Origin of the sequence: Sphingobacterium sp. UBA2480, from assembly GCF_002341965.1 — a bacterium.
Taxonomy (GTDB): domain Bacteria; phylum Bacteroidota; class Bacteroidia; order Sphingobacteriales; family Sphingobacteriaceae; genus Sphingobacterium; species Sphingobacterium multivorum.
In genome coordinates, this window is sequence record NZ_DDPA01000004.1 from 225,728 (window position 1) to 239,490 (window position 13,763).

General features: G+C 39.3%; 9 protein-coding genes. 4 read left to right on the top strand and 5 right to left on the bottom strand.

The features are described 5' to 3' along the window. Positions 1-100: 100 nt before the first annotated feature. From B3600_RS08440 to B3600_RS08460, 5 genes are all read right to left on the bottom strand, one after another. A complete protein-coding gene (locus B3600_RS08440) occupies positions 101-574 on the bottom strand; it encodes a hypothetical protein (protein WP_286752677.1) in 474 nt (157 codons plus the stop codon). A gap of 41 nt (positions 575-615) precedes the next feature. Beyond that, complete coding sequence (locus B3600_RS08445) at positions 616-2,238, bottom strand: RagB/SusD family nutrient uptake outer membrane protein (protein WP_286752678.1); 1,623 nt, start codon at positions 2,236-2,238, stop codon at positions 616-618. 42 nt (positions 2,239-2,280) lie between these two features. Continuing rightward, positions 2,281-5,298 carry a SusC/RagA family TonB-linked outer membrane protein gene (locus tag B3600_RS08450; RefSeq protein ID WP_286752679.1) on the bottom strand — a complete coding sequence of 1,006 codons (3,018 nt, stop codon included), beginning with the start codon at positions 5,296-5,298 and terminating at the stop codon, positions 2,281-2,283. Between the two features lie 531 nt (positions 5,299-5,829). Then, the gene (locus B3600_RS08455; protein WP_286752680.1) at positions 5,830-6,699 is read right to left on the bottom strand and encodes an AraC family transcriptional regulator; all 870 of its coding nucleotides are present in this window, start codon (positions 6,697-6,699) and stop codon (positions 5,830-5,832) included. A 293-nt stretch (positions 6,700-6,992) separates the two neighbouring features. Beyond that, a complete protein-coding gene (locus B3600_RS08460; protein WP_286752681.1) occupies positions 6,993-9,395 on the bottom strand; it encodes a S9 family peptidase in 2,403 nt (800 codons plus the stop codon). Positions 9,396-9,856: 461 nt separating this feature from the next. Here B3600_RS08460 and B3600_RS08465 point away from each other — a divergent pair, with 461 nt between their 5' ends. From B3600_RS08465 to nrdF, 4 genes are all read left to right on the top strand, one after another. Continuing rightward, positions 9,857-10,090, top strand: coding sequence for a thioredoxin family protein (locus B3600_RS08465; RefSeq protein WP_046673718.1), 234 nt, complete (start codon positions 9,857-9,859; stop codon positions 10,088-10,090). 34 nt (positions 10,091-10,124) lie between these two features. Further along, complete coding sequence (nrdI, locus tag B3600_RS08470; protein ID WP_053003630.1) at positions 10,125-10,532, top strand: class Ib ribonucleoside-diphosphate reductase assembly flavoprotein NrdI; 408 nt, start codon at positions 10,125-10,127, stop codon at positions 10,530-10,532. Positions 10,533-10,542: 10 nt separating this feature from the next. Continuing rightward, positions 10,543-12,597 carry a class 1b ribonucleoside-diphosphate reductase subunit alpha gene (gene nrdE / locus B3600_RS08475; protein WP_286752682.1) on the top strand — a complete coding sequence of 685 codons (2,055 nt, stop codon included), beginning with the start codon at positions 10,543-10,545 and terminating at the stop codon, positions 12,595-12,597. Between the two features lie 132 nt (positions 12,598-12,729). After that, positions 12,730-13,716, top strand: a complete 987-nt coding sequence (gene nrdF, locus B3600_RS08480) for a class 1b ribonucleoside-diphosphate reductase subunit beta (protein ID WP_070570180.1) — start codon at positions 12,730-12,732, stop codon at positions 13,714-13,716. The last annotated feature ends 47 nt before the right edge of the window (positions 13,717-13,763 follow it).

Here is a 13,763-nt window from a genome sequence, read left to right on the forward strand (position 1 = left end):
TTTTAAAAAGTATTCCGGCAGAGGCATCTACTCCCCTACCGGAAAAAACTAACACTCAACTGTGGAATCGAGAATAAATTTTTATCTGTGTATCAAGATATTAATGATTTGTACAGAAGAAAAAACCTTCACTGGCCAGCGCACATATTATAGAAAATTGATCATAATCGTTCAGTTTATAAGTTCCAAAATTTGATTCTGGCCCCCCGCATTTAGATCCCTTCATAGGCAATCCATAAATATAATTACCAGAATTCGAGCCTGAAAAGAAACCTTCAACTTCATAAGTCCCCGCAGGAATATTCGTATAAAAATTTACTCCTGGTAAAGTAGGATAATATAGAGTCATTACAATACTTCCGTTTTGTTTAAGATAAACGCCAGAACTAGGTAATGCCCCACCTGTTGAATTATTGAGATTTATAGAAACGGTATTAGCAAACACGACTTTCTTCGCTTTTTCATAACCCTTACTATTTGGATTTATTTTAGTTTCAGTTGGTTCAGAAACAGAATAGCTACTGGCAACAAAGGCCATACAGCACAACAAACATAATGTTAAATAATTCTTCATAATTCTATACAATTTAATGGGAACGCGCCCTCCATATTACCCTACCTCCACAACGGATTTTGCTGAATCTTTGTATTGGTATTGATTTCACTTTCAGGCAATGGGAGGTAATAATGCTTAGCTTGAAAATTTTCAGCACCTTGTTTTTTATTGTCCACAAAGATTTTTTTCATGTCAGCATACTGATACCAGCGTTTTAAATCAAAGAAACGATGACCTTCAAAGAAAAACTCAAGTTCGTTCTGGTGAATAATCTCTTTCATCAAATCATCCGCATTAGTCCAAGTTTTATTGGCTAATCCTGCACGATCACGAACGCGTTTTAAACTAGAAGCTGCCCCAGCAGTGTTACCATTCTTAGCACATGCCTCGGCATGCAGTAGCAATACTTCGGCAAAGCGCAACAAACGGAAGTTATTATTAGTATTTGCAGCATCATACATACTGTTTGCACCGCTTACATTTCTAAAGAAGTTAGTGTATTTCTTAATCAAAAAACGGCCTTCTTTACCATTAATAGTTGGATAGACAAGTCCAGGGTTTACGGAAATTTTAGCTAAGGATTCTGTCCACAACTTATCGAAAGAAAGATTACCATACCAAGCACCATCGGTCAAACCAGTTTCGTAGTCTGAATATTTCCAGTAAAAACTCGTATACATACGTTTATCAAAACGGGTATCTGATCCTGTTGGACGCTCTTCCGAAATAAAGTCACGAACTACAGAAATACCTGGTACTAATTTAAACCAAGCACCCGTTCCAGCAGGACCTGCAAAATTGGGGATAATAAATCCTTGGCGACTATTAGGACTCTCTGATCCCCAGATACCGTCCGAACCATATTTACCATCGTATACTAATTCCCACACAGACTCCTTGTTTAATTTCGTATTGTCCTTGAAATTATCTTCAAAATTTTCGACCAAATCATAATTATAGGGTGCGGTTAAGAGTGCCTTTAACTCAGTTTCAGCTTCTCCATATTGTTTGGTATATACCAAGGATTTTCCCAAAAAAGCTATTGCAGCCCCTTTAGTAACGCGTCCTGCCTCTGCTGCCGGCCGAGTAACAGGTAAATTCTCTTTTGCAGCCTTGAAATCTGCGATCACCTGTTTCCAGATATCTGCTTCTGGTGTTGATGGCTTGTTTTCGGGATCAACATCTGCAGGAATCAACAACAGCGGGACGTCGCCATAATTGGAAGCAAGTAAGAAGTAATATACTCCCCGTAAAAAACTTGCCTCAGAAATCAGTTCCTTCTTTTTATTTTCATCCATCGGAACTTTTCCGATATTGTAAAGAAGCACATTAGCCCGATTGATTCCACTATATAAACTTCCAAAATCACTTTCAGCTGTTCCAGGTGTATTGAGAAAGGTAACATATTCCCATGTATGTCTTTCTTCACCAACCAGAAACCAAACATCATCTGCACGGTTCATCGTCTGATAACCTGTGTAAGCACCATAATAACCATACATTTGTCCGCGAATGGGTGAATAGACTGTAGCCATTGCAGCCTGTACTTCGCCTTCATTTGACCAAAAAATCTCCGACACCGGCTTATTGGGATTGATGCGGTCGAGAAAATCCTTGCTACAGCTTCCCATTAACAAAAGAACTGCTGCGGCCGCTGTATATTTTTTAATTGAAATCTTCATTTTTGTCATTTTAAATTTTAATTGTAAAACCCCTGCAACCCATTAGAAATTTGCCTGCAAACCAAACATAATCGTGCGGGCCAGCGGATATCGTCCATGATCTGTACCTGCTGTCATTACACCCGTTTGACCGACTCCATTATCGTTATTGCTAGGGCCTAAATCAGGACTATAACCTTTGTATTTCGTTACAGTAAACAGGTTGTCAGCGGCCAAATAGATCCGTGCGTTTTTCAAAGTCACCTTGTTCAACCAAGTATTGGGTAGCGTATAACCCAATTCTATTGTTTTTAAACGGAAGAACGCACCGCTTTCCAACCAGCGATCACTTACCCGACGTCCGTTACTATTTGGATCTGTTCGAGTATAACGTGGGATCTCGGTATTGTTATTTGTTGGTGTCCAAGAATTTAAAAGATCAATAGAATAATTATTTATATCACCGGTAGTCTCCATCCGAGCACGGGTATAATTATAAATTTTATTACCATACATACCATCAAAGAAGAAGGCAAAATCGACGCCTTTGTAATCCAATCCACCACGAATACCGTAAGCTAGCGAAGGAAAAGGACTCCCCATATATTGACGATCGTTATTGTCAATCTGCCCATCCCCATTGTAATCTATAAATTTGATATCCCCTGCTTTCGCTGTCGGTTGGATTACGGTACCTTTTGCCGATTTATAGGCCTGTACTTCGGCATCTGACTGGAACAACCCCTCCGTTTGGATCAGCCAAAAACCGCCTATCGGATAACCAACTTTAGCCCAGCTGATCACACCTTCACCTTGCGGATTATAACCACCAAACTCTTGCGTATTTCCCACCGTAATCGCATTCATTTTATTCTTAACGGCAGAGGCATTCACCCCAATATTATAATTTACTTCGCCAATGGCATCACGATAGCTCGCTAAAAACTCAAAGCCTTTATTTTGAATGGTACCTGCATTCATTACAGGTGAACCCGATTTCCCTGCAGAAGGAGGTTGGTTGATCGATAACAAAATATCTTTCGTATTTCGTACGTAATAATCTGCACTAATACGCAGCTTACTTTCCAAGAAGGCAAGGTCTACACCAATATTGCTCGTCTCTGTCTCTTCCCAGGTTAAATTAGATGGTGAAACCCAACTCGTTCCAGGAATTGCCCCTTGCCACCATGCTCCGCCTTGGATATAATTAATTCCGTATTGAGTAACGTTTTGGGTCGTATAATTGGCAATTTCTTGATTACCCAAACGACCGTATGACGCACGTATCTTCAGTTCATTGACTGTATTTTTTGCCTTTTCAAAAAATCCTTCATTCATTACATTCCAGCCTAATGCGATAGAAGGAAATACCCCGTAACGATGTCCATTTCCAAACTTTGAAGATCCATCTCGACGTACTGTTGCAGTAAACAAATATCGATTATCATAGCTATACATTGCGCGGCCGAATTGTGATATCATGGCTGCTTCCTGCAGGCTACCTGAAGTCGATTGTTCCGCTGGTGAAGCTGCATCAATAGCATCCGTTCCTGGTGGAATATCAAGTCTTTTGGCTCCAAAACCTCTATTGGAATTTTCTTGCGAAGAGTAGCCCGCTAATAAGGAAATAGTATGCTTATCGAAAGTATTGTCATAATGCAAGGTATTCTCGATCAACCATTGATTATTGAAGAAAGCACTTTCATTGAGCGAAGATTTCAGTACTGCAGTACCGTCGGGGCGTCGGTCAGCTTTATTATAATTTCTTCCTGTTGTTCGGTTAATACCAACATTTAATCGATATTTCAACCCTTTAATAAATAAATCTGCTTCCGCATATCCATTCAACATAATGTCTGTTTGGTAGACATGGTTATTATTCAAGTTCAAATTACCTACAGGGTTATCCAAATTTTTCATCCAAGGGGCCCAAGTAGAGTACCCTCCCACAACATTTTCGTCATAGATCGGTAACAGTGGATTTTGACGTAGGATATCCGTAATGACCAAATTAGCGTATTTTCGGTCACCTGATTTAATTAAGAAGGTATTCCCGACGCGAACATGGTCGTTGAAAAAATTAAACGTATTTTTGCTGCGTACATTGAACGATTCATACCCCGTTGTTTTCAAGATACCTTTCTGATTCAGATAACCAGCCGACACGCTATAAGTAGATTTTTCTCCACCGCCAGCGATGTCCAAATTGATCTTATTGACTGGAGCTGTTTCAAACACCTCGTCTTGCCAGTTGGTATTTGCATTAAAACTCTCCGCTTGAGGTGGTAGCTCTTTCTGATTCCGCATAAATTCTTTCCATTGCGGTCCATCCATCAAATCTATTTTTTTTGGAAGACTTTGCACTCCAGTATAGGCATTTAAACTCAAAGTGGCTGGGCTTGCCCTTTTACCACCTTTCGTTGTAATAATCACCACCCCATTAGCAGCACGAGAACCATAAATAGCTGCTGCTGATGCATCTTTTAACACTTCCAATGAAGCGATATCGTTTGGGTCTACTGTATTGATATCGCCAAATACACCATCAATTACATATAAAGGATTCGTGCTGCCCATCGAGCCTATACCCCGTATATTAATGTTCATCCCTGCACCTGGCGACCCGCCGGCATTTGAAACACTAACCCCGGCAACACGCCCCTGCAAGGCACCCGCAGTACTTTTTGCTAAATTGGATTGTAGATCTTTTCCAGTTACAGATGCAACCGCACCAGTCAAATCACTTTTTTTCACCGTACCATAACCAATCACCACGACTTCATCCAACTCATTGCCCGATTGAAGTACAATACTATAGGTTGAAGCATCATTCACAACAACCTCTTGCTCTTTCATTCCTACATAGGTAATTTTTAAGGTTTTGCCTTTCGCAACATCAAGTATAAAAGAACCATCGGCATCGGTTTTAGTTCCGTTGGCACTGCCCTTGATATTGACCGTAGCTCCTGCCACTGGCTTATTATCCGCATCGAGGACTTTGCCTCTCACCTTTTGGGATTGCTGTGCAAAAGCTAAGCTCCCACAAGTGGAAAGTAAGAGTAGTAAAGCTGTTTTTCTCATATTTTGTGTATTTAAGGTTTACAATAAATAGATGATTTGTATAATATGTCTATACTTAATTGGTATTCTAATATTGGTTTGTCTGACGAAATTAGAGAAAAGGAGAAGCCGTAAATAGCAAAATCAACTCATTTGTATTGTACTTTTCATTCATATTTCTGTCGGAAAAATCAGAAAAAAGCTAGCACAAACGATTGCGTAAACTAGAAATGACTACAAAATAGAAAAAATAGCATTGCATTAAACCGAAACAATAAACAACTGTAAAACAGCTAATTAAATAATATATTAAGTTATTTTATTGAACTTTGGACTCACTTGTATTGAATTATCATATAGCGGATAGACAGGATTTTATCGAATATCTTCGTATCCTGAAAAAACCTTCATGACTTCGCAGACACCAACAGCAATGAAAGCAAACTGAACGTTCTTTCTGGCCAATTGAAACAAACACTTTCAGAAAAAATAGACATAGGAGATCTTTCCGCTTGCTGGAAAAGCGAAATGGGAAATGAAAAAAGGAAAAAACTAAATAATCATTTGCTGTTTACGTAAGCTATTCCTGTACTCGACTGGAGTGAGGTCTTTTTTCCTTTTAAATACACGGTAGAAATACGAAACGCTGTTAAAGCCACATTGTTCGACGATATCGGCAATCAGTGTTTCTTCTTTCAGTAATCGCACCGCCATATTGATCCTAAAGTCGAGCAGATAATCGGTAAAATTCATCCCTGTAGTCGATTTCAGAAAACGGGAAAATGTTGATTTGCTCATGTTCATCACCGCGGCAACCATTGGAAGACTCAGTTCCCGGTTTACATGGGCAACGATATATTCCTGCAATCGTCCCATCATCAATTCGCTATTGCTCAGCACCGTATTGGTCGCAGTAGATAAGACACGGATATCTTCACCCTTGGACAATTCATACAATAACACCAGGAGTTTCATAACCGAATAGAATCCATCCCTTTCCAAAGTCAGTATGCGTAATAGCGGTAATACCCGATCTACTGTGTCTTTCCCAAAAACTACACCACGTGAAGCTTTGGATAATAATTGCTGTATACTTGCAAACTGCTTTTTATCCAGATATTGTTCAATCAAGGAAGGATGAAATTGAATGGTGATCTCATGGATATCATTCGATTGGCAATCGCCATCTTTCCAGGCGTGTTCAAGCTCGGGGCTTGCAATGAGTACCAAATCCCGCTCTCCAATAGACTCTATCGAATTGCCAATAATACGTTGTGCCCCCACTGCCCCCTCAACATAATTGAGCTCATATTCAGGGTGAATATGTACAGGAAACGTAAAGGAAGACTTTCTCCGATCGAAGACCACAAAGCAGTCATCGGAAGATAATGGCGATTTCTCTCTAAATATATCAGGTCTCATAATTGGATTTTCCCCTCCAGTAAATTACCCAAACTTAAAAAATAATATGTATAATCCATTGGTGCTTCAGCACATTTGCGCGCGGTCAAGCAGAAGCTTTCCAGAGGTGACCCCTTACTTCATGGTTCCCGCATCAAGTTAATGCAAATCCAATGGGGGCTGTTGCCCATCAAAAACGAATGAGCCCGATAAAATATCGAGCTCATCACCTGAACAATTAATTTCTAACTTTGTCCAACTTTTTGGCTGCAATTCATTTTTGCAACCTTTTGTTATTTTTTTCGATGTTCACCTTAATTTTTAAGGTATTTCTCCAAAAATTGATCCTGTTCCCAAAGTAAGTGGAAGATATTTTCTTTGGCGACATATCCATGCGCTTCACGTGGTAAAATGACCATACGCACAGGAGCTCCCAAGTTTTTCAGGGCCTGGAAATAGCGTTCTGTCTGCAGGGTGAATGTTCCGGGATTATTATCGGCTCCGCCATGAACCAACAAAAGAGGGGTTTTCATCCGATCAGCACTCACAAATGGAGACATGGTCATATACAAGGCAGGATCATCCCAGAAATTACGTTGCTCACTCTGAAAACCAAATGGTGTTAAGGTCCGATTGTATGCTCCAGAACGCGCTATTCCTGCGGCAAACAATTTTGAATTGGACAACAGATGTGCTGTCATAAACGCACCATAGGAATGTCCACCCACAGCAACTTTTTTTCGATCGATATAACCCAAATGATCTACTGCATCAATTGCGGCTTCGGCATTGGACACAAGTTGTTCAATAAAGTTATCATTCGGTTCTTTAGTTCCCTCTCCAACAATAGGGAAGGCCGCATTATCCAATACAGCATAGCCTTTCGATACCCAGTAGATAAAAGAGCCATAACTTGGGAAGGTAAACTCCTTCGGATTGGCCGTGCTTTGTCCGGCTGTATTCTTGTCCTTATATTCCCGTGGATAAGCCCACATTAGCAGAGGCAACTTCTCTTTCTTCGTAAAATCATAACCGGCAGGTAAATATAACGTTCCGGAAAGTTCGACTCCATCCTTGCGCTTGTATTTTAAAATCTCTTTATGGACTTTTTCCAACGATTTAAACGGGTTTTCCAACGTGGTGAGCGTCACCTGTTTCCCCGATTTCATATTTTTCATGAAATAATTCGGATAAATCGATGCTGACTGAAGCGAAATCAACAGATCACCAGTTTTAGGGTTCACTAGTTGGGCGATACGTTCTTGCATTTCAGATGCTGGAGCAGTGTAGATGCGTTTTTTCTTCAATGAATGCAGATCAAGCTCATCCACAAAAGGAAACTCACCATTTTTAGTAAAACCCTTACCTACAAACAACACCTTATCCTTATCTATATACATCGAATAAGTGCCTAAACTATTTTTTTCCATGTACACATCTCCTGGATCATTATACACATCCTGACTGTTCCGCTCTTGCAACAGTTTGGATTCTCCAGTAGAAGGATTCACCACAAAAGTTTTTGCATTTCTCGTATCGTACCATTGCGAATTGATCAATGCATATTTATCATTTCCCCATGTTACACCAGCATAACGGTCTTTGGTTTTAAAAATAAGTTTCCCCGCACCGTTGTAAGGGTAAGATAAAGTATATAAGGCATCACGAAACTCAGCAGGTTTATTCGCGTCCCCACCATCCAAAGCTTCTACATAGGCCAACGTAGCTGGCTGATCACTCCGCCAATGCCAGGCCCGTTTTCCCGATCGTGTCGACGAAAAACCCTTTGGCATTACCTCTGTCAAGGGGGTCTCATTCACAAGCGCTATTTCCTTGCCCGATCGATCATAAATACGAATCTGCTGTGGAAAAGACGAGACGGGAACTACATAGGAATAAGGTTTTGTGATGGTCGTGATCATCACGTACTCGCCATCCGGAGAGAAGCTGATTCCCGTATAAATGGCTTTATCTTTAAAGGAAGAAATCTTACCGTCAAGGTCCACAAGTTCAAGATTGGATTGCACCAATGTTTCGAAATTCGCTTCGTCCTGCGGATTTTTAAGCAGATCTTGGTACGTTCTCAATTGGGACACCTTCCCATCACTTGTTGAGACAATAGGTCCTGTCGGCAAATCTTTTGAAGGATCCAACAGTGCAGCCCTATCCTTTGGCAGGCTTGTAATCAGTAAACCGGAAGAATTTCTCAGCCACTGAAATGGCGCTGTTAATGTTCCATTCAGATTGTAGGCAGTCAACTGTTTGACATTTCGCGTTGCAAGATCAATGACAAATAAGGCCGTTCCGCTTTCATTTGTATTGCTAAATGCCAAAAGCTTATTGTCTGGAGAGAATACAAAATTGGCCATCGCCGCTTTTTCGGGTATCCCCGTGAAGTCGGAAAATTCCACATTTTGCCCTATTTTTTTCAAGGCAATCTTATCGAAAAAGATTGTTGAACTTTCCATGTTCGTCTTCGGATTAATCCGCAATCCAGCCAGTTTCATTTCTTCCTGGCCTAAGTCGGTCAGGCTTTTATACGTAGGTCGAAACGTAAATAACATCCAATTTTTATCGCTTGAAATCTTTATCTGAGGTGGGCGCACGTAATCGGCTAAGGCCAAAATTTCAGTAGAGGGTTTTTGAAAGGTAATGTTTTCCTGCGCTTGCGTCTGTAGCGATGCTAGAAGCAAGAGACCATAGAATAGTTTCTTCATAAATTTATTTTTCAAATTAGGGCAAAATAAGGTAATAAAAATTTCATAAAAAAGCAAGCTTTGTAGCTTTTTTATGACACTAAAATTAAACTTAAATCATTTGTAAAATAGCGGTAAAAATTACTAATTTAAAGTTATCCACATTCACAAAATACAGAAAACCAGCAATTTACAAACACGAATCTTCAGCAAACGCATTCTCTGACAAACTTTTGCCCAAAATGTGGAAAAGTCAAACTACCGCATCGAAAGAAAATATAAGATATTTGTTAAGCTAATGAAAGAATTGGCAACTCAACGAAGTTTTTAAGTATCGAAATACAGACTTTTCTTTTTGACGAATTGTCTATTTTAAATGGCTAGATTAACCTTCAATCTAGTCTCCCCGATTAAAATTGATACCATTAACTTCGTACCGGGTTTTTCTATAAAGATTGGAGTAAAAAAATAAACAAGTAAACATGGCAAGAATTATCAAATTTGAGAAAAACGATTGTGCTCCTTGTGCGCAAGTATCGGCTTATTTGGATCAAAAAGGTATCCAATATGAAACGGTTAATCCTTTTGATGAACCAGACTTGGCCGCAAGATTCAAAATCCGCACTGTTCCTACGGTAATTGTGTTGGAAAATGAAGAGATTCAACACCGTATCATTGGCTTTAAACCAGAGGAATTGGCTGCCATTGCACTTTAATAAATTCAGCGTATCATTAAAATTAAACAGTGACATGATACACATTTATTATGATTCCAGAACGGGGAACGTACAACGTTTTATGGATAAAGTAGCTCAGATAACGGGTTGGCAAATCCATAAAATCACCGCCGATTTAACGGTAAAAGATCCCGGTCATTTGGTCACTTTCACCACAAATTTTGGTCAGGTGCCCGAAAACACAAAAGAATTCATGAAACGCGAAGCTAAAAATATTTATTCTGTTACTTCCAGTGGCAACCGCAACTGGGGGCCGAATTTTGGTCTAGCAGCTGATCGCATTTCACAGGATTTCGACATTCCACTGGCGTTCAAATTTGAACTGTCCGGAACAATGGAAGATATTAATCAATTTATTGACATCTTAAAGAACTTTTGCGATGGTAGCAAACGAAGTAGCAAAAAACTGGATATTGCTTAATAATGAAATCATGATTAAGCATGATGACGAATTCAGCTTACATAAAGATAAGGAAGCGGTTCGTGCATATTTCTTGGAATATGTAAATAAGAACACAGTGTTCTTTTATACATTAAAAGAAAAAATAGACTATTTGGTAGAAAACAACTATTACATTGACTTTTACCAATGGTTTACATTTGAAGAAATGGAAACGGTCTTCAACTATGTGTATGCGAAGAAATTCCGTTTCGAATCTTTTATGGCGGCATTCAAATTCTTCCAGAGCTACGCTTTACGTGACGATTCTGGCGAGAAGTTTTTAGAGCGTTATGAAGACCGTGTAGTTGCTGTTTCCTTGTTCTTGGCAAGAGAAGAGGGTGTTCAAAAAGCGATCGAATATGCTGAAATCATGATCAATCAAGAATACCAGCCAGCGACACCTACATTCTTGAATGCAGGAAAGAAACGCTCGGGTGAATTGGTATCTTGTTTCTTGGATGAAATCGGCGACAACTTAAATGGTATCGGTTATGCTGTTGATTCCGCCATGAAGCTGTCTTCTATCGGTGGTGGTGTATCGTTCAATATCTCCAAAATCCGTGCTCGCGGAGAAGCGATTAAAGGTGTTGAAGGCCGTGCTGGCGGTGTGCTTCCAATCATGAAGATTATGGAAGATACATTTTCATATGCGAACCAGTTGGGACAACGTCCGGGTGCTGGGGCAGTATACCTCAATATTTTCCACTCTGACATCGAAGAATTTTTGGATTGTAAAAAAATCAACGTTGACGAGAAAGTACGTATCAAATCATTGTCGATCGGTATCATCGTTCCGGATAAATTCATGGAATTGGCAGAAAAAGATGAACCATGCTATTTGATCTACCCACATACGGTAATGCAAGAGTATGGACAATTCTTGGATGAAATGGATATGGACAAGATGTACGACGAATTGATCACGAATCCAAACGTGAAAAAGAAAAAAATCAATGCCCGTCACCTCTTAGTTAAAATTGCACAGACACAAAAAGAATCAGGATATCCTTATATTTTCTTCAAAGAGAACACCAACCGTGTCCATGCATTGAATGAAATCGGTCAAGTGAAATTCTCGAACTTGTGTACTGAAATCATGCAAGTATCTCAAGTATCCGATATTGAGATCTATGGCAAACAGGACACGATCCGTTATGGTATTTCCTGTAACTTAGGCTCTTTAAATATTGCAACTGTAATGGACAACAAACGTATCAAAGAGACCGTAAAAACGGCGATGCGTGCTTTGACTGTCGTTACAGACGTGACCAATATCGATATGGTTCCATCTATTGCAAAAGCAAACCGTGAGTTACATTCTGTAGGGCTAGGTGCAATGAACCTCCATGGTTACCTTGCAAAAAGCTTCATTATGTATGAATCTAACGAAGCGCTCGATTTTGCCAATACCTTCTTTATGATGATGAACTATTATTCATTGGAAGCATCGATGGAAATTGCCAAAGAACGTGGCAAAACATTTGTTGGATTTGAAAAATCAGCCTATGCCGATGGTACGTATTTCAACAATTACGTAAACCGCGATTATATGCCTAAAACTGCTAAGGTAGCGGAGTTATTTGAAGGGATACATATCCCAACGGTAGAAGATTGGTTGGAATTAAAAGCAAAAATCAAAGAACATGGTATTTACCATGCTTACCGTTTGGCCATTGCTCCAAATCAATCGACTTCGTATATCATGAATGCAACTGCATCAGTTATGCCAATCGTCGATATCATTGAAGTGCGTGAGTATGGAGATAGTACAACTTACTATCCAATGCCATACTTGACAAACGATAATTATTTCTATTTCAAATCGGCCTATGACATGGATCAATTCAAAGTCTTGAAATTGATTTCGGTCATCCAACGCCATATTGATCAGGGTGTATCTACAATTTTGCATACAAACTCAAAGGATTCGACGAGAGATTTGTCTAGATATTATATCTATGCACATAAATTGGGATTGAAATCCCTTTATTATACACGGACAAGAAAATCGACCATCGACGAATGTGTTTCTTGTTCAGCTTAATTTTGAGATTTTAGTATTTGGATATATAATGGGAGAAAGTCAAAAGTTGCCTACGCCATTGGCGGCTTTTGGCTTATCTAAAATCAACAATCCAAATACGTGATAATAAATGCCTAATACTTTAAACTAAAAATGAGTAAAACATATAAAGCTGTCAACTGGAATACCCCTGAGAACGATTATGTATTGATGTTCTGGGAACAAAATATCCGTCAATTCTGGATCGATACGGAATACATTCCATCAAAAGATATCGATAGCTGGAAACGTATCAGCCCAGAAATGAAAGATGCGTATAAAAAAGCTTTAGGAGGATTGACCCTATTGGATACCCTTCAAAGCCATACTGGTATGCCTAAAATCATCGATCATATCGATACATTACAGAATAAAGCTGTATTGTCCTATATGTGTATGATGGAAGCTATCCACGCAAAATCGTATTCCACTATTTTCACGACAGTTTCTACAACCGCAGAAATAAACGACATTTTCGAATGGGTTCAACAAAATAAATATCTTCAATACAAAGCAGAAACGATTGATGGCTACTACCGCGCAATCGATAAAGAAGATGCTTCGGACGAGGAGATTTATATGGCGATGGCTGCCTCCGTATTATTGGAGTCATTCTTATTTTATTCTGGATTCTTCTTGCCATTATGGTTATGTGGACAAGGTGAAATGGTTGCTTCTGCCGATATCATTAAGAAAATTATCGCAGACGAATCTATTCACGGTGTATTCGTTGGATTAATAGCCCAAGATCAATTCAAAAAATTAAAAAATCAAGATCAGGTAAAAGCTCGTTTCTTGGCCTTGCTTTACAATTTGTATGAAAATGAGCTGAAATATACAGAAGAGATCTATACTGAAGTTGGCTTAACTGCAGAGGTAAAAGAATATGTTCGTTACAATGCCAACAAAGCATTGATGAATTTGGGCTTTGATCCGATCTTCGAAGTAAAACAAGTCAACCCAATCGTATTGAATGGATTGAATACTGAAACGACACAACATGACTTCTTCTCCAAGAAATCAACTAACTACGAAAAAGCAACGGAAATTGTCCATCTAAAAGATGACGACTTCAAAATGGATGTGGTCGTAGACATATAATATTGACGATTCGTCAAACAAAAAGCCCCAAANNTTTGGGGCTTTTT

Excerpts from the sequence above, each read along its gene's own strand:
- B3600_RS08455 (WP_286752680.1), bottom strand. The coding sequence starts at position 6,699 with ATGAGACCTGATATATTTAGAGAGAAATCGCCATTATCTTCCGATGAC.
- nrdF (WP_070570180.1), top strand. The coding sequence starts at position 12,730 with ATGAGTAAAACATATAAAGCTGTCAACTGGAATACCCCTGAGAACGAT.
- B3600_RS08450 (WP_286752679.1), bottom strand. The coding sequence starts at position 5,298 with ATGAGAAAAACAGCTTTACTACTCTTACTTTCCACTTGTGGGAGCTTA.
- B3600_RS08440 (WP_286752677.1), bottom strand. The coding sequence starts at position 574 with ATGAAGAATTATTTAACATTATGTTTGTTGTGCTGTATGGCCTTTGTT.
- B3600_RS08460 (WP_286752681.1), bottom strand. The coding sequence starts at position 9,395 with ATGAAGAAACTATTCTATGGTCTCTTGCTTCTAGCATCGCTACAGACG.
- B3600_RS08465 (WP_046673718.1), top strand. The coding sequence starts at position 9,857 with ATGGCAAGAATTATCAAATTTGAGAAAAACGATTGTGCTCCTTGTGCG.
- nrdE (WP_286752682.1), top strand. The coding sequence starts at position 10,543 with ATGATTAAGCATGATGACGAATTCAGCTTACATAAAGATAAGGAAGCG.
- nrdI (WP_053003630.1), top strand. The coding sequence starts at position 10,125 with ATGATACACATTTATTATGATTCCAGAACGGGGAACGTACAACGTTTT.
- B3600_RS08445 (WP_286752678.1), bottom strand. The coding sequence starts at position 2,238 with ATGAAGATTTCAATTAAAAAATATACAGCGGCCGCAGCAGTTCTTTTG.